Genomic DNA, 17,369 nt, shown 5'->3' on the forward strand with positions numbered 1-17,369 from the left:
GGTGGAAGGTTTTCCGGATATCAAAGGGCTGGCAGCTATATGAGGTGCAGCCGCTGCCGTAGCTGTAGCGGATCAGCTTGAAGAAGGCGGCGGCGCGTTTTACGTCCGACATGGTCGCGTTTTCAATGAGAATCGCTTTGATTTCCTCAAACTGCGGCTCGGTCAGATAGATCTGCGCCAGTTCCAGTTCCTCGTTTAAGTATTCATTGGTGAATTCCTCCTTGAGCAAGTATTTTTTCAATGCGGCAAACTCATCTCTGCCGTTTAGCGGCAGAAAATTCAGTTCCTTTAGCAGAGCCAAGGGGCGTTCTTTCACACACAGGAACAAATTGGCAAGGTCGGTGTTGTAGTCATTATAGACCTCCATGCTTGCATCCGGTTTCCTGCCGAAGAGTACCCAACCGCCGTCGCCAAAGACCTCAATGTATCTTCCATAATCTTTGGGCATCCGCTGATAAATAAGTTCGCGCAGGGCCTTTTTGCCGCCGACCCAGCTGATAATGCTGTTCAATCATCCATCACCTCCTTGGCCTGCTGATCCTGTCCATATCGGTCCGCATACAGCTCCCGTCTGTACTCCAGCAGATAAAGCCGACACCAGGATAGGGACAGCCTTTGCAGCGCTCGGTGTCTTTTGGCAAGGGTACGTTGTGAATTTTTCTTGGTGGCGCAGGATCGCTGCCGGTTTTTTTCTCCTGTGTTTTTGTGTCTGTGTTCATAGTTCAGCTCCTTTCCGGCAACAAAAAAAGACGCTGCCTATTCAGATAGCACCTCATGCTTGTATGCCTTTAATAAAAAAATAGCGGCATGCATTTCTACACACCGCCCATCTTAGGAATTTCATCTGGCTCATCTTCCACATATTCATATTCGCCGGTGCTTTCATTGTAGATATATCCTGCTTCGGCAAGGTCTATATCAAGAATACTTGCCGCCAGCTCAAGCGCCTCGGCAGAACCGCCTTCTGGTGTAAAGCAACTTAGGGTTTTGCCGCCTTTAAACTCTGCCTTGCCGGTATTATAGCCAAAGTCCTCATCAGCCCATTTGTAGTCAAAACGGATATCGGGAAACATAGAGGACAGCTTTTCTATCAGTCCGTTGATACTGCTCCATGCGGTTAAGAATTTTACCGTGCTGCCGTCAAAATTCTCTGCGGTACGTTCGTCATAGCCATAGCTGTTCCATTTCGTTCCCCAATTTTTTATGCTCCAGTCATACCAGCAGTTTTCAGCGCCGTACTTTTCAATCTCCTCCCTGCCAAGATTGCCCCTGTAGATGTGTTCCGGCATCGGTGTAATTTTATTGAAGTCAATGCTGCCCGTTCCAATCTCATCATTTTTGATGGCTTCAAACATTGCTCTGACTTTTTTCTTATCACCATGTGCGGTGAGTATGTTTGTAATATGATTTGGCATACTATATTCCTCCCATCGTCTGTCCGTTAAAGTTTTGTTCAGTTCCCTGCTTCAGCTCCTGTTCCGGCTTGATAAAGAAATTCTTGCTATCCCAAAAGCTGACGTAGATCTCGCCGCAATGAATCTTGATACCTCTTTGTTCAAATCCTTCACCCCAGCCGTCGGAATACTGTCCAGTGAAATAATCTGCGAGTATGGACATTTCAGACTCGGTCAGCTCACCATAAACCTCAACCACCATAACGCCCCACAGCTCGCCGTTGTATTCTTCAACGGTAGGATGGGCGCTGTAGACCTTTTCAGCCAGCGCCTTGTCCCTGTCGAAGTAAACCATTAAGCCTCGCTGTCCCTCATTTGGAAGTTTTTCTTTTTCAATAGCCTCCAAAATTTTATCCATGTAATACAGTGCTTCTGCCGGTGAGAGTTCTTCGAGCATATCGTCCGCACCGCACTCTCCGTACTCATAAGACGGATAAATTTTCACAAATAAGGGACTGAAAAATCTTAGGGTTTGCTTTTCCTTGACGGTGGTCTGTTTAGGACTGTCACCGGTTTTCACAACGTAGCCGAGACTGGTATATGCACCGGCATTGTTTGCTTCATACTCAACACCTACCCGTTCATAATCCAAATAGGGCCATGCACTTTTAGGGATTTCAACCTTGCCGCTCTCCACGAGATAGACGCACTGCAGAGAATATCGCTGCATCCCTGTCGGACATTTTCTCAATTTTTGACCCCAGGATGTCAAGCTGTTCGAGGGAGTCATGCTCATGGATGTACCGCTTGAGGTTTGGGATAGAAGATTGGACATCAGTGATGCAGATGGCAACTGTTGTGCCAAATTCACCATGGGGAGTGAGCTTTTCAAAGACAGCGAGCTTTTCTCCGGTGTCGGACGGCAGGGACAGCCACTCGCCATGCGCCTTATCCTTGATGTTTGAAACCAATACTTTTAACATTCTTTTTCCTCCAATCTTTTAAATGTAGGCATTAAAATTGACAACAAAAAAAGCGGCGGCATCTTATTTCTAAAATACCACAGCTAATTTGCTAATAGGGGATTCCTTATTTGGTTTTAGCTGTATAGTAGACGAAACAACCGGGTTTTTATCAGCGGTTTATCATCGTTTTTACCCCTCAAAAACTGCCCTTCAAAATCGCCGGAAAGCCTTATTTCATGCGGCTTTCGGCACGTTTTATCAGAACTATGCACTCAACGTGCCTTGAGCGGTGAAAAGCGATTAAAAGAAAACACCAAAATGGGAACCGTGCCAAAATAAGCAGGTTCCCATTTTGGTTTAGATTTGCTTTTTTTCTACTTAGTCAAGGTAATTTCTTTATTAACTGCTGCGTCCTTAGCAACTAATCTCAGTACTATAGTATTACCACTCACATCTACGCTGTGGTGTTGGTCACAGCCTCATCGGTCAGGTTAGCTGCATCGTTGCCAGCAATGTCCTGAATCGGGTTGGTCCCAGCTGTGTAGCTTACGGTCACGGTGTCGCCCGCACTAACTGCCGCAGCCAACGTCAGCGTTACGGTGTTACCGCTTACAGCCACGTTGTTTACGTCAGCTGCAGAACTGTTGACCAGCACTTCAAAGTCAGTTGTATCAGGTACGGAACTTTCGTCCAGAGCCTCATTATAGGTCAGGGTCAGAGTTGCTCCGTCTACAACTGCTGTCTGCAGTTCAGGGGCTGTGGTGTCCGCTGTGTTGTTGTTCACACTCTGATCAGTCAGGTCAGCTGCAGTGTTGCCAGCAATGTCCTGAATCGGGTTGGTCCCAGCTGTGTAGCTTACGGTCACGGTGTCGCCCGCATTAACTGCATCAGCCAGCGTCAGCGTTACGGTGTTACCGCTTACAGCCACGTTGTTTACGTCAGCTGCAGAACTGTTGACATTTACTGTAAAGTCAGCTGCATCAGGTACGGAACTCTCGTCCAGAGCCTCGTCATAGGTCAGGGTCAGGGTCGCTCCGTCCACTGCTGCCGCCTGCAGTTCAGGTGCTGTGGTGTCCGCTACTTCCACGGTCACGGTCACTGCTTTGGCCGGCATGGTGAAGGTGTATTCCTGACCTGCTGTTACTTCTGTTACAGTTACTGCCTGGCTATCTGCATCTACTACCGTGATGGACTTGAACTGCTTGCCGGATTCTATATTGGCAATGGTTACGGTGACGGTTTCACCTGCTGCTGCAGTGGTTTTATCCACGGTTACTTCAGCAGCCCCGCCTACTACAGAGGCTACGTTTACCGCATAGGTTGCTTCGATTAGTTGCATTTTGATTTTACCATCGGCATTATCGGTGTAGACGGCGTAGAAGTTTCCATTAAGGTGTACGATAGATACTGCGTTGCCACTTACGACAATATCACTAAATGTCTGCGGTATGCCATTATAGTTGGTTTGCAGTTTTGTAGAGTTTGTTCCACCTACTACAATGTTGGTCCCGTCTGTGTTAACAGAGCTAACTGATGTGCCTGTTATGTCTTTTGTGTTGGTAAAGTTTATGGTGGTTCCACTTACGGTAAGTTCTGATGTTTTGAAGCCAGTTTGTTTATAGAGAGCTACTACTTTATTACCGTTTGATGCTAAGCCATAGATGTCAAATATATCGGACGAAGAAATTGTTGTATTACCATCGCCAAGATTAGATTTAACTACTATCGAATAGGTTCTGTCATTTCCACCCATCCATGTTTGATAAGTATATTTGTGTGCCATAATAAAGTAGTTATCTTCAGCATCTATAGCTATAAGAGAACCTTTGTCGAATCCTTCTGAATATCTATCAGCTCCTCCGTAATAGTCTAGATAGCCTTTAAATATTAAGGTTTTTTCAAAACTACCTGACCTATTTGTGGCATACATAATATCTGCTTTGTCTGTGTAATCACCCGTATTCCCCATTGTATCCGTATAGGTGATGTGTGCATATCCGCTGCTATCCACAGCAATATCCGGCTTAGAACAGGTACCACCATAATTACTTTCTATCAGCACTTCTTCTGTCCAATCACTTCCGTCATACATCTTATAGCCGATTTTACCTGATGTGGTGTAAACGACATGGGGCTTACCTGTGCTGTCAACAACCATTTTGCCTTCTGTACCAGTGCCTATCAGGGTTTCGCTTCCCCATGTACCACTTGTATCTGCTTGGTTATAGTAGATATTTCCGTCTCTTGTGTAAAGGACTCCCGTAAAGTCAGAACCAGCGTCGGCATCAAGCAAAGTGCCATTTGGAATCACTGGTGTTGTGTCGCTGATTATAATAGTCAGGATCGCTGGGTCACCTTTGTCAAACTCAATGCTGAGGGCCACATTGCCATCAGCCTGCGCCGCCAGGTATTCCTTCTTGATGGTTACCACGTTGTCTGCCACCGTGTAGTCGGTGTTTTCTGTCAGAGCAGTCTCACCGTTCTTGATAGCAACCAGCGTGTTGCCGTTCAAGGTCATGGTTACTGCAATGTCTTTGTAATCAGCACTGGATGTGTTCTTGTCGAAGGTAGCCGTAGTCGGTTCGATGGTGCTGTCTTGTATTTCCTGGGCTTTTACGGTTACTGTAAATTGCTTGGTATCACTTGCACTGCCGCTGGTAATGGTGGCGGTCAGGGTTACTGTAACGTCACCGCTGCCTGCCGCAGGCCTGGTTACTGTGCCGTCAGTTGCAACTACACCCGTATTACTGGATGCCCAGATGATGCTACAACCTGCGCCGTCAGGTATGCTGGTGACAAGGTTCAGATTAACTGTTACATTGTCCAGGGCAGTGTTGCCCCCTTTGATGACTTCTTCCGTCAACGCAGCCTTGTCTGCCGCTACAGCTTCAGCAACGGTAACAAGTCCCGCTATCGCATCATTAATTGCCGTTGTCTTTGCCACAACTTCTGCGTTTGTGATCTCCGGCATTGCCAGTGCTGTTTCTAATACTGCCCAGCTCTCTGCTGTGTAGTCGGTTTCGGTCAAGGCTGCCGCTGCTACTTTCGCTGCTTCAAGGTCTGCCTGGCCTGCGAATACTAGGCCTGCCTTTGCGGTGCCGATTGCTGCCGCTGCTGCATTAACATCTTCCGGTGTTGCATTTGCGTCTGCTTCAACAGCAATAGCCGCTGTTATTGAAGCTGTATAAGCATTCCAGCTTTCTGTTGTATAATCAGCCTCAGTCAGAACATATGTTGTTCTTGCTGCTCCATCAGAATACTCAGCATTTATGGCTGCTGTCAGGGCGGCCTTGTCTGCCGCTAACACAGCAGTCACTTTATAATAAGCCGTTTTTCCGCTCTCAGCCACAACAACGACAACAATAACATCGCCTGGGCTAACAGTTTTGGTCGACAATAATTCTGACGGCACAGGGTTTAATAAATCATTGACATAAACTTCCGCCCTTGCCTTGGCATCATTCGTTGTAATCGTTATACCGGTTACTGGCTCTGTAATGGATAAGATCGCCCCTTGTTCAGTGTTCGGATTATCGACGTCAACATTGCCCAAAGCCAGCACATTTGTACCACCAACTTCGAAAGTTGCTAAAGTGGCGTCTGTGCTTATAGTCGGCATCTCACAACTGTCACTGATCTCCCAAGCTTCACCGTTGAAAGTGCCTTTGATCTCTGCATATACCCATGTATGAACATCAGGGTCAAAACCAACAAACATACCGTCCAGGCCAACTCCGCTGAAGATATCAGCCAGGTCTTCATCATCAAAATAAATTACTGTACCGCCGCTTTCCAGAACTGCTTCTAACTCCGGTATATTATTCTCAATAGAATCCACCTGGTAGTCCAGCATCTGCTCCAAGGTGGCATAGACATCTGATGTTACCGACTCGCCTGTGGTCAGGTAAATCTTCGAGTTAGCCAGGTCAAGCCCATAAGCATCCACCAGGTTGTCCCATACAATATCGTTCCCGTACTGGTCCTTGAAGCTGCTCATATCTATGTACAGGCTGCCTTTTGCGGTGCCCAGTTCGAAAGAAGCCGGTTTATCAGGCGTCACTGCCACTGTAAAGGTGCGTGTGCCGTTATTGTAGCCAGTCTTGGCTGCCGTTACGGTAATGGTGGCATTTCCTGCGGTTTCTCCTGCCGTTACCGTAATAGTATGTCCGCTAACGCTGACCGTTGCTGTTTCTGTATTATTTGAGCTTGCAGTTACGGTTGCGTCTGTCGGGTTGGTAGTGACAGCTACATCGGTTGAGTGACCAGCAATGAGTGTAACATTACTAATAGCATTGACAGTCACTGTCGGTGTGCTCGACCCGCCTCCGCCGCCAGAGCTGCCGCCAGTTGTACCTGTGCCAACTGTCGGAGGTGTTACTCCAGTTGCCACTTCCTGGCTTTGCGGTTTGGTCTCAAAGCTAACGCCACTAACATTGACTTCAGCTTTTTGGATCGTGCCCTGGCCGGTGACAGATACCTTGCCGTCTGCTACCAGAGTGGTAATAGTTGTACCTTTTTCGGTTGCTACAGTTACATTATCAGCTTTAACTTCCAGGGTTTTAACTTCTGTGTTTTTATCCGCGCTAAGGGTTACTTCTTGGTTTTTGACCTCGATGGTCTCCACCTTTGCTCCAACAAGAGTTACTACAAGCTTACCTTCAACTTTCTTCTCAACTACTACGTCAGTGAAACCTTTACCGTTAAGATTTGTTTCTTCTACTTTAACACTGGACTGAGCCACTAGCTGCCCTACTTCTGCGTTTCCGGAAGCAACCAGTCTTACCGTACCGTTTACTTTAAGGACAACGGCTTTCTTGAGGATGGTGTCGATCAGATGCACGCTGTTGGCGCCGCCACCGTATATGTAGGAAGTGCCTTTGACGGCAACATTTTTCAAAGTAACACTGCCCTCACCAACAGCTTTGTCAATGGTTAAATCGCCTTCGATTATGGTGTTCTGTAGAGTTACGCCTTCCGTTTTAATGATAACATTACCTTTTACTATGGTAGTATCATCTGCCGGGCCGTAAACCCCTGCTTTATCATAAGTTACGGTCATAGCCTCTGTTGAAGCCAAGGCTTTGTTTAAAGCCACTACCGCTTCGGCCCGGGTGATGAAGTTCTGTGCCCTGAAGCTGCCGTCGGGATAGCCGCCCATGATGCCAGCTCTGGCTGCTGCGCCGACTGCTCCTTTGCTCCAGGCGGGGATGCCAGCTTCATCGGAAAATTTTGACGCAGCGTCAGAATCTGCAGCAAGCCCTTTTATTCGCATGATAACTGTTGCTGCTTCGGCCCTGGTAATAGGATTATCCGGCCGGATGGTGCCGTCCTCATAGCCACTGATGTAGCCGGCGGTTTTGGCTTTTGCAACAGTGTCGTAAAACCACGCGCCGGCAGGCACGTCTTTATAGTTTATGGCTGCCTTTTCACTATAACCAAAAGCACCGTTAACCAGGGACATAAACTCCGCCCGAGTAACATTTTTATCGGGCTTAAAGGTCCCGTCCGGATAGCCTTTGACGAGTCCCTTTTCTACCCAGTCTGTTATTTGCGCTTTCGCCCAGTGATTATCAATGTCCGAAGGCGCTGCGGCAGATGCGCTGACAGGTAGCATCGCTAAAAGCAATGCCGCAAACACGAACAGCGCTAAGCATTTCTTTACTTTCCATTTCACACTAATCATCCTTCCCGTATTAAAATTTTTATTTTATTTTGCAAACCCATCATTTGTTCAGCATCAACACATAGGTAAGTTCAGCCCGGTTACATGTTCCTGTCTTTTTATATATGTTTTTGATATGCGTCTTTACTGTATTTTCAGATAAATCCAAAGTTCTTGCAATCTGCGCATTGTTCTTGCCCTGAACAAGCCCATCGATTATTTCCGCTTCACGTTTTGAAAATTTAAACTTGTAATCTGCCACAATCTGCTCCTCATTACAAAACTCCATAACTACGATATATTTACGGCTTTTGTTTGCTCTTTGATTATTTTTACTAAAAATATCGATTTTAAGATCGCCATTTGTTGTTTTCAACATTTTTGAAGCAAAAAGGATATTGTCTGCATTATTCGAACTTTGATCGTCAAGAAGATCAACGCATAGCTCCTTGAGGTGGTAAAGAACACTTGAGCCAAATATCGTTGGTGTCTTCAGCATTTCAACCCCTATGACATTACCGCCAATAAGGCTTAAATCCTCGTCAAACATGCACATGCCCCTCTGGGTATTGGGCTGGTTATTGGTTTCAATATACTTGACCGCAGTAATAGTATGAATGATGTGAAAAACTGTTGATACATGGGGCTTGAGGAGGCGGAGTACAAACATGTCCTCATCGTCAAAATCCGGTTTCTCCTTGCTCCTGTGCAAGTAGATTTCGCCCAGAAACTGACCTTTATTGACAATACGCACGCACACGATGTAAAAATCTTCCTGTGAGGCGAGGAAACTGCTGCGAGGTTCATCAGTTATCTGAACGATGCCGTGACTGTAATCGACAGCCTTGTATACATAGACGTCAGTGTCGGCAGCACCTTCCTGGAACTGGCTTAGAAACTCTTCCCGCCCGGGAAAGCCCTGCTTTTTATAATAGTTTTCGATCGGACCGCTGATGTACGGTTTGAAAAAGCTGCAATCCCTGCTGATGCCGCAGAAAAACATGCCGCTGTCATACATGACAACCTCGTGGAGCCCCATAATGGCCAGCTTGAGGAACTCCATAAAGGAAAAGCATTCATATGCTTTGTTTATAAATGAGTTCAGCTTCATTAACTTCTGATTATCCATACATCCCTTCCTTTCATTACATTTCTCCTTTAGTGAAAAGATATTCCCTGCACATGGCATCCGTCATTGCATAGATGCATTTTTCGCGGGAGATTCTTGAAGCAAATTTATCAGGATATTTAAAAGCTCACCTCCCGACATTGTTTCTATAAAAATTCTATCCCCGTCGGTATCGATATACAGCAAATTATGCATACCGCAAAAAATTACATAACTTTCAGAATGTAATGCCGCAGCGGGCGAAACCAATCTTCCATAGCTGATGTTAAACACATATTCCGGGATCAAAAATGTATTGGCAAGCTCCAATGCTTCATTCATCAAATAATAGTTACCACCTTTTTCTTCGACAAATTTTTTCTCATTAAGCTCATCAAGAACATCCGGCAGATCCCCTTCAGACAAAGAAGCTGAATTTGCAAGATTCTTTAAACTTTTGACAAACCACATAAGGGATTCACCGCTGTTTGCCCTGGCCGTTATATCACCCGCACTAAAGTTTATGGCTTTCGGTTCTCCCGCAAGTGCAAGCAGAGCAGCGGCGCGATACAAATCGACAAGTGCAAGAAAAACAAGAGCTGCTTTTGGTGAAAGCATTGTCCGGAAGGGAACATTGACAAACCTGCTGCTTCCAGTAAATTCTTCCATAACAAAGCCGGCCTCCTTGGTCATGGCAGGAAATGTAACTGCAAAATAACCTGCTCCGCTATCTACAGAACAGGAGGCTTCCCCTTGAAAATAGGTAACCTTATCAACGGGAGCCATGGTTCCAAGGATTCTTATCCTTGAAAAGGCCTCAGCATTGGAAATCACCTTAAAAGCTGCAAGAGCCGAAGGTTGAATGGTGCCGTCATGGAAAATTACTCCTTGAGAAATTAGCTCTTCCTTTTCTTTTTCGTTAAAATCCTTAGCGTATTTTTCGAATACGGCAAAAGGCGAAAGGATATTTTTGTCGTCAAAAGCTTGCGCAAGCCATCCAAACCCTGCCGGAGAAATTTTATAAGTAACAGTCATTTGTATACCTCCCCCAATTTTAATCAACAACGCCGATTGTTTTTCCTAAATTATCCACAATTGTTTCCTTAATAAAATCCTTGGTTTTATCACCGACACCTTCTCTGATGACGGTTTTAGTTAAGCCTTTTGTTAACGGGTTATTGTTATAAATTTGACCCAGGCTGTAGTCATGGACATCAACGGATGAGCCTTTGGGAATTGGTAGTTTTGACTTTATCTTGTCCAGTCCTGCATCTGCCGCCGAATCAATTACCCCTTTCCCAAGACCCTTTAACCCGCCCGTTAAAACATCTTCGCCCTTAATGCCTGCATCCAGAGCTCCTTGTGCTCCTTCATTGGCAACGTTAACTATGGCTGATTTGAAAGGGTTTTCTCCAAACTTGTCTTTAGCTACTTCGGTGACCGCACCGATAAAACCCTTAGCCAGGTGTTTGCCGGCGTTTTTGGGGTCCGCCATGCCTTCCCCCATGCCGCTTGCGATGCTTTTGCCGGATTTATAGAGCAGCTTAATTTGCTGCCCTGCAGGACCGGTAACGTGCGAAAGACCTTCAATAGCCATATCGGCACCAAACTGTACACCCTCGGCGGCTTTGGTTGCCAGGTCCCAACGGGCAGCAGCTTTCATGGCTTCCTGAAACTCTTCTTCTGCTTGTTTCATTGCCAGCTCCAACTGTGCTCTTTTTTCCCTATCCGCTAAAGCTTTGGCAAATTCTATTTCCGCTTTTTTCCTCATATACTCTTTTTGAATTTTGTCAAATTCCGCCCCCGGCCCTATAACGCCTCTGTCCCGGGCAGTATATTCGATGCTGGCATTGTTTTCAGCCAGCGTTTTGCCAAGTTCCTTCTCCCGCTCATCAAGTTGTTTCAATCTTTCCTCTATGTCTTTGACATTATAGCCTTTTTCACCATAGCCTTTGAGCGTTGCCTCCAGCAATGCCCGCTCCTCTTTTACGGCAATATAGTCAACCTGCCTTTGCCTGATCCATTCATTTTTTGATTCAAGTTCTGCCTGCTTTTCCGCTTTCTCAACCTGAATCAGATATTTTTCATAGTCCTTTTGCTTTATTTCGTTTTCAAGATACTTCATGTACTCATCATATTGGGCTTTAAGCTTCTCATATCCAGGATCTTTCTTGTCTGCTGTCTTTTCCGACTCTTCCCACTGTTTTTTTATTTCTTCAAGCTGGGATGCCAGACTTTTTCTTTCTTCTTCAAGGTTTTTTTCCGCTTCACTATAGCCTTCCATGATAGCTTTGCTCTGATATTCTGCCTCTTGACCGACAGCCTCCGCAATTTTCTCTGCCACATCAACTGTATCCCCGATAAGCATTTCTTTAACGGCGTTAGCCATAACAGTAATGGCTCCCGTAGCAATCAGCGTGCTTGCCGTATCCACTAAAACAATACCGAAGCTTTCACTGGAGGAATTTGTCACAAAATCGATTTTAATCTTCATTTTCTCACCTCAATCTCACTTTCTTATCTTTGCACAAAACGATTTCAGGTAAGACCGGACACCCACCTAGACAATGTTCGTAATTACGGCAGTCATTACATGTATGAAAAAATGCATTTCGAAATTTATCAAATTCTTCGCTGTTCCAGGCTTGTTCGATACTGTTATTTTCGAGGTCTATTCCAAACTGCAGTCTTGTTTCGAAGCTGCAGGGGTAAAGCTTGAAATCCGGCGAAATATACGCTGAAAACCTTGCAGCCTCACAGGGTTCAATAGTAGAAGAATGGATTTTGCTCGTAAAGCTCAAAAGCGCAGGAACACTGCAGCTATCAAATCCGGCTTTATTTGCATTTTCGGGCAGATCAAAAAGAGAGAAAAAATGTTTCACACGCTCATCACAAACGGAGAGCATATTCTCTTTTCTCCCCTGGCCCACGGGTTTATGCAGCAGAAAAATAATGCGATTGATGCCTTTGGGATATGTTTTGTTGCAAATCATCTCTATGGCTTCATCTATTGTTGAACAATTGATGCAATAATGAATATTTGTTTTTATACCGGCAGACAGCAGCATATCAATGGCCCGTATTGTGTATTTACTCCTATACCAGCTCACGGCAACCGCTCCACAATACTGCTTTATAGCGGGTAATAAATCTTTATTCAGGCCAAATCCCGATGTGGTAAAGTTTGGAACAATGCCGTTTATACGGGCATAATGCAGCATAGCGACAAAATTTTCGTGCATGTCCGGATCGCCTCTGCCCCCAAGAGCTACTTGAAAGGTTCTGCCTTTACATTCATCGATGATCCTTTTAAATTTATCAAATGGCATATTTTCCTGTTCAACAATAAGTCCGTTTTGATAGCATTCAACTCCAGACTTGATACAAAGACCGCTCTTCCCATGGGCACAATGCCCCATGATGCCAATATCCAATAATTCCGGAAAACTTGCCCTAAAAGGATCAACTCCTGTATCATTTCCGTCTTTATCGTAAACATTTGAACGAATACTAAAGCCGGTTTCCTGGTTAAATACGCTAACATAATTATATCTGCGGTCAACAATGGTAATCATTTCGTCTCCCTCTGCCTCAATGCCAGAGGCATTAAAATCGCAACGGCAATCAATACTCCGCCAAGTATATAACCTCCATACATAAGCTTAAACAAAATAAGCGGCGCATCAAGCAAAAGTCCTGCTACGAAACCTGATAAAAGTATATAAGTATGATCGTCGGTGTAAGTATATTGTCTTTTCATGATGCGGGAAATATCCCTGCTTGCAAGCCTTGCAAATTTAAACATCCAGTTTTTTCTACTCTCACCCATGACGTAGCTAACCGCAAAGGAAATAACAAGAGCTACAAAATATTTGTCTATCTTGTTGCGCGCCCCGGGAAAACGGCTGTAGCTGGCAAAATTATTGGCAATGATGAGTCCTGCGCCGCCTCCCGTTAAAAGAAGCGAATATGCCTTCTCCTGTAATTTCAGATACGCTCTTTTGAATTCCGGTGCAACTTGCTTAATAGGACTTATTGCATTAGCAAATCCCTGATTTTTAATTTTCAGAAACAGCCTTTTGCCAAATGTGAAAATAATGACCCAGAAGATTGTCTTCGGTATTATATTGTTATAGGTCGCCGTTAAAAAAATAATGGCTGTTACAAAGGAGGCAATAAGCCCGGGCAACTGCCATGTCTTAATTGGCCAAAAAATCAAATTGACTGCTAAAACTATTCCTGATTGAATTAGCAACTGCCCGACCATTTTCGGCACAGAATTGATTCCTCGCCTGAATGATTCAATTAACCAGGAGGCCAGGGTCTCCTCCTTTTCCGGTGTTGCCGCAGCAGATTGATTATTTTGCAGGAACGGCGAATCTACCGGCTTTATAGGCTGTACAGGCTGCGGTATGCGCGGTAAAAAACTCTCCAGTTCAACCATATTACCACCCTCTCTGTGTTTATTTTTTTGAAACGGCTCCTCGGCAATCGCTCCATCCCGTACGGCTTTCATTGCCATGATAGATGCGATATTGGATTCTCAAACGTTAATGGTAAATCCTTCTTGCATTACATTTTTTTCTTTATTATACTATAATAAAGTTGGAGTTCCGTGCATATCACCCGAACGGGTGAAATCTTAATTTCTTTTAAATTTTCTATTACTGTTTGGGAGGAAATTAAAATGCCGGAATATATGACTTTAGCCCTGCCGCAAACTAATTGTTTTTTCATTAAAGCAAAACATGGATATTTGCTGGTTGATTGCGGAAGAGCACAGGATAAGGGCAGTTTTTTGCAGGCCATCAACAAGATTGGGGTTTCGGTAACCGATATATCTTATCTGTTTTTGACCCATCACCATAATGACCACTGCGGGCTGCTTGATTTTTTATTGAAGGCAAACCCTTCGTTGCGGGTTATAATGAGCAGTAAATGCGCAGAATACCTGGCTGCGGGCATCCACCAGAAACACGTGAATGAAAGGTACGCAAATACGGCGTTAGACTTTATTATCGGTACTTACACGAGAATTAACAAAAACTGGTCGGAAACTTATAAACCATATTATTATCGTAAGGAAGACATTATTATTGAGGTTGATGACGACAGTATTCTGCCCAAACTTGGAATTAATGGAAAAATATTGATGACTCCGGGGCATACCGAGGACTGTATTTCCCTTGTTACAGGGCAGACCGCTTTTGTAGGGGATGCTGCCAGGAATACTCTTAACTTTGCCGGCATGCCATATTATCCGATACTTTTATATGATGCAGATATATGTCGTGCAAGCTGGAAAAAGCTTGTAAGTGAGGGGGTGAAAAAGATATTCCCGGCACACGGCAAACCTTTTGATGCCTCCCAGCTGATAACCATAGGAATTAGTCAGATGGAGTCCAGTCAATCAAAACCCAAGTAATTGCTGATTTTCAAACCTTAACTCTTCATTATACATGTCAGAGTTATCAACCATGGCATGACAAACAGACGTGCAAAATGTTCGTGAAAAACGATTCCAGCAAATGTCTTCATTACTATTCTAAAAATAATCAATAACAAAATTTTTCTTAATATCAATGAAGTCAGCCCATTTGTCATTGACATTTTATTTGTCATGAATTAGTGACAAAATTTTTATATCAAAAATCCAACACAGCAAAAATATGGTATAATGTCAGTAAATGAGGAGGTGACAACTATGCCGTTTAGCCACCGGCTTAATCTTTTAATGAACACTTTCGGTGTATCCAACAGCCGACTGGCCAGAGTTTTATCATTAGATGCTTCTCTTGTCAGCCGCTGGCGCACAGGGGCGCGCACACCTGCAAAAGACAACACTCATATTGCAGTAATTGCATCCTACTTTGCTGAAAACGCAAAAATGGATTATCAAAAGGCAGCCTTATGCGAAATAATGGGCCTGCCTGCGGATAAATGCGTAAAAGAAACTCAAAAGCTTGCTGAATTTTTATATAGTTGGCTTTGCGATGAAGCTTTGCCTGACACAAAACTTATCACCAGGTTTCTTGATAATCTGGATATGTTCAGGGTAACAAAAGGTTCTTTGCCTCCTGTCAATGAAGGGAAAGCCGTCCCTGCCGGTATGGTGCTTAAGTCAGAAGTGTTTTACGGCATAAATGGCAAACAAAACAGTATTATCCGGTTTTTGTCAGCAGTGGGGGAACATAAAAAACCCTGCACCCTGCTCTTATACAGCGACGAAAACATAGAGTGGTTTGCCGGGGACCGGCTATTTCTTGCAAGCTTTGTTCGACTGCTTGTCGAAGTCATATCTAAAGGAAACAAAATTAAAATTGTACATACAATAAGCCGTGATATGTCCGAGATGTTTGCGGCAATTGACTTTTGGCTGCCTTTATATATGACAGGAGCAATCGAACCCTACTATTGTCCCAGATACCGGGAGCATTATTTCAGGAGGACTATGTTTATAGCTTCGGGTGTTGCTGCAGTGGTATCAACAACCCTGTCCGGCTGGGAGAAAAATGCAGCAAACCTTTTTTGTACCGACCCAAGGTTAATTGAGTCACTTACCGGTGAATTCAACGAATACCTTAATATGTGTCGTCCGCTTATGAGCATATTTGCCTCCAGCACTTCACCTGAGCTTGCCAATCTGCTGACGGAATTTGAAGAGCAGCCCGGCGATTGCTTCGTTTTATCCAACACCCTCTCTGCCATCACCATGCCGGAAGGGCTTTTTGATCGTTTGCTCAGCCGCGCCGGTGCAGACAGCAAAACAAAAGAAAAAATGCTCTCTGTTCAGAGAGCAAGGTACAAGGTTTTTGCAGCCAATCTCAAACACCACAATTATACCGAAATCGTATTCCTGCCATCACCCGAGGAAATAACAACAGGCCGTATTCCCGTAGAACTGCCGGAGCTTCCGGGAGGCACAACCCTCTGTTATACCCCGCAGGATTACAGAGAACATCTTGAAAACATCATCGGATTACTTAACCATTTTGACAAATTCAGTTTTTTCATTTGCCGGCGCGGTCCCAACCGGAACATCCACCTGGCCGTGAAGGATGAAATAGGTGTAATCGTTACAAAAACGGACGCTCCGATTACGGTTTTTGCCTTCAACCAGCAGAACATGACAAATGCTTTCTATTGCTATCTTGAGGATTTTATCAACAACATACCCCAGGCGGAACGGGATAAAAAAAAGGTAATTGAAAAACTTTCGAGTCTGGCAGGCAGCTTGAGTAATGAATGCTGACGGGCATGGTTTTTAACTTCAAAATAGGCGCCTAATTGATAGGTGCTTTTTTCTCAAGAGCTATCTACACTATAATACCTCCCTCAAGCCCCGCCTTTAAAACAAATACCACTTCAACCAGAGACTTTACCCGTATCTGCCCCACTAGTGCCGCAAACAGCTCCTCATCGAATTCCTGCACTGCATCCCGCTCCCGAAGCATTTTTTCAATCTCCCGAACCCTTGAAAGAGCATCTTTCCGCTTAAATTCCGCCTGGGTAAAAACCGCACGCTGCTGCCTAAGTTCATCCATCTCATTGGTTATCCTGGCATATTCCTCACCATAAATATCCGCATCAAGATTGGCCTTTATATTCAGCTTTACCAGCCTCTCCATTTCCTCCCGGAGTTCATCCAGCCGTTTATCAATAGCAGTAACATTAACAGAATTGGCCCTCTCTGCAAAAACTTTTTCTATATTTCCAAGCATTCTCGATATAAACTTATCTTTGTCTTTTATCTGCCGATTGACCATCCTGACAAAGGCTTTCTTCAGCTTTTCCTCGTCCACCGTCTTCATGCTGCAGCCTTCCGGCCCCTTTTCATCCCGGTTCCTGCATACCCACACATACTTTTTGTACTTCTCCCCCTGTCCCCAGCGGACTCTCCGGAAACGTGAACCGCACCCGCCGCAAATAATCTTTCCTGAAAAGGCATACTTGTTGCTGTGCCTGCTGCGGTTTTCATCGGTAACACCTTTCAATTTGCGCCTCCGCTCCATTTCCTATTATTAAAGCCCTCATGGGAATATGACTGATTGAAAACCATTTTTTATCAGCGGTTTATCATCGTTTTTACCCCTCAAAAACTGCCCTTCAAAAACGCCGGAAAGCCTTATTTCATGCGGCTTTCGGCACGTTTTATCAGAACTATGCACTCGATGTGCCTTGATTGGGCAAAAATAATGCCGCTTGAAGCTGGTAGCCCCTTGGCGGAAGGGTATATTTCT

Annotated in this window: 14 protein-coding genes; 2 read left to right on the plus strand and 12 right to left on the minus strand. The window is 44.7% G+C overall.

The annotated features are described in order from the left end of the window. The 11 genes from HPY74_14540 to HPY74_14590 form a co-directional block, all read right to left on the minus strand. Positions 1-511, minus strand: a 511-nt coding sequence (locus HPY74_14540; GenBank protein NSW91863.1) for a DNA adenine methylase, incomplete at its 3' end; no start/stop codon positions are given. Positions 512-518: 7 nt separating this feature from the next. Then, positions 519-719, minus strand: a complete 201-nt coding sequence (locus HPY74_14545; protein ID NSW91864.1) for a hypothetical protein — start codon at positions 717-719, stop codon at positions 519-521. Between the two features lie 96 nt (positions 720-815). Beyond that, entirely contained in the window at positions 816-1,415 is a 600-nt protein-coding gene (locus HPY74_14550; GenBank protein ID NSW91865.1) for a hypothetical protein, read from the minus strand. 1 nt (position 1,416) lies between these two features. Next, positions 1,417-1,974: a hypothetical protein gene (locus HPY74_14555; GenBank protein NSW91866.1), complete on the minus strand. Its 558-nt coding sequence runs from the start codon at positions 1,972-1,974 to the stop codon at positions 1,417-1,419. A gap of 97 nt (positions 1,975-2,071) precedes the next feature. Next, the gene (locus HPY74_14560; GenBank protein ID NSW91867.1) at positions 2,072-2,377 is read right to left on the minus strand and encodes a hypothetical protein; all 306 of its coding nucleotides are present in this window, start codon (positions 2,375-2,377) and stop codon (positions 2,072-2,074) included. A gap of 436 nt (positions 2,378-2,813) precedes the next feature. Then, entirely contained in the window at positions 2,814-8,033 is a 5,220-nt protein-coding gene (locus HPY74_14565) for an S-layer homology domain-containing protein (protein ID NSW91868.1), read from the minus strand. A 49-nt stretch (positions 8,034-8,082) separates the two neighbouring features. Beyond that, positions 8,083-8,691, minus strand: coding sequence for a helix-turn-helix transcriptional regulator (locus tag HPY74_14570; GenBank protein ID NSW91869.1), 609 nt, complete (start codon positions 8,689-8,691; stop codon positions 8,083-8,085). 522 nt (positions 8,692-9,213) lie between these two features. Beyond that, complete coding sequence (locus tag HPY74_14575) at positions 9,214-10,164, minus strand: hypothetical protein (protein NSW91870.1); 951 nt, start codon at positions 10,162-10,164, stop codon at positions 9,214-9,216. Between the two features lie 19 nt (positions 10,165-10,183). Next, complete coding sequence (locus HPY74_14580; protein NSW91871.1) at positions 10,184-11,623, minus strand: hypothetical protein; 1,440 nt, start codon at positions 11,621-11,623, stop codon at positions 10,184-10,186. Positions 11,624-11,627: 4 nt separating this feature from the next. Next, positions 11,628-12,704, minus strand: coding sequence for a radical SAM protein (locus HPY74_14585; protein ID NSW91872.1), 1,077 nt, complete (start codon positions 12,702-12,704; stop codon positions 11,628-11,630). Next, entirely contained in the window at positions 12,701-13,573 is an 873-nt protein-coding gene (locus HPY74_14590) for a hypothetical protein (GenBank protein NSW91873.1), read from the minus strand. The genes HPY74_14585 and HPY74_14590 overlap by 4 nt, the downstream gene beginning before the upstream one ends. A 243-nt stretch (positions 13,574-13,816) precedes the next feature. Between HPY74_14590 and HPY74_14595 the strand changes: the two genes are divergently transcribed. Beyond that, positions 13,817-14,554 (plus strand): MBL fold metallo-hydrolase, encoded by a 738-nt coding sequence (locus HPY74_14595; GenBank protein ID NSW91874.1) that lies wholly within the window; start codon positions 13,817-13,819, stop codon positions 14,552-14,554. A gap of 279 nt (positions 14,555-14,833) precedes the next feature. Continuing rightward, positions 14,834-16,381, plus strand: a complete 1,548-nt coding sequence (locus HPY74_14600) for a hypothetical protein (GenBank protein ID NSW91875.1) — start codon at positions 14,834-14,836, stop codon at positions 16,379-16,381. Positions 16,382-16,445: 64 nt separating this feature from the next. Here HPY74_14600 and HPY74_14605 read toward each other — a convergent pair whose 3' ends face one another. After that, positions 16,446-17,123 carry a recombinase zinc beta ribbon domain-containing protein gene (locus HPY74_14605; protein NSW91876.1) on the minus strand — a complete coding sequence of 226 codons (678 nt, stop codon included), beginning with the start codon at positions 17,121-17,123 and terminating at the stop codon, positions 16,446-16,448. Positions 17,124-17,369: the final 246 nt, after the last annotated feature.

The sequence above is a fragment of the Bacillota bacterium genome, assembly GCA_013314855.1.
Lineage (GTDB): Bacteria > Bacillota > Clostridia > Acetivibrionales > DUMC01 > Ch48.

Bases quoted from the DNA above. Each gene is read 5' to 3' on its own strand.
- HPY74_14580 (NSW91871.1), bottom strand. From the start codon at position 11,623: ATGAAGATTAAAATCGATTTTGTGACAAATTCCTCCAGTGAAAGCTTC.
- HPY74_14570 (NSW91869.1), bottom strand. From the start codon at position 8,691: ATGTTTGTACTCCGCCTCCTCAAGCCCCATGTATCAACAGTTTTTCAC.
- HPY74_14600 (NSW91875.1), top strand. From the start codon at position 14,834: ATGCCGTTTAGCCACCGGCTTAATCTTTTAATGAACACTTTCGGTGTA.
- HPY74_14590 (NSW91873.1), bottom strand. From the start codon at position 13,573: ATGGTTGAACTGGAGAGTTTTTTACCGCGCATACCGCAGCCTGTACAG.
- HPY74_14560 (NSW91867.1), bottom strand. From the start codon at position 2,377: ATGTTAAAAGTATTGGTTTCAAACATCAAGGATAAGGCGCATGGCGAG.
- HPY74_14575 (NSW91870.1), bottom strand. From the start codon at position 10,164: ATGACTGTTACTTATAAAATTTCTCCGGCAGGGTTTGGATGGCTTGCG.
- HPY74_14595 (NSW91874.1), top strand. From the start codon at position 13,817: ATGCCGGAATATATGACTTTAGCCCTGCCGCAAACTAATTGTTTTTTC.
- HPY74_14585 (NSW91872.1), bottom strand. From the start codon at position 12,704: ATGATTACCATTGTTGACCGCAGATATAATTATGTTAGCGTATTTAAC.
- HPY74_14550 (NSW91865.1), bottom strand. From the start codon at position 1,415: ATGCCAAATCATATTACAAACATACTCACCGCACATGGTGATAAGAAA.
- HPY74_14545 (NSW91864.1), bottom strand. From the start codon at position 719: ATGAACACAGACACAAAAACACAGGAGAAAAAAACCGGCAGCGATCCT.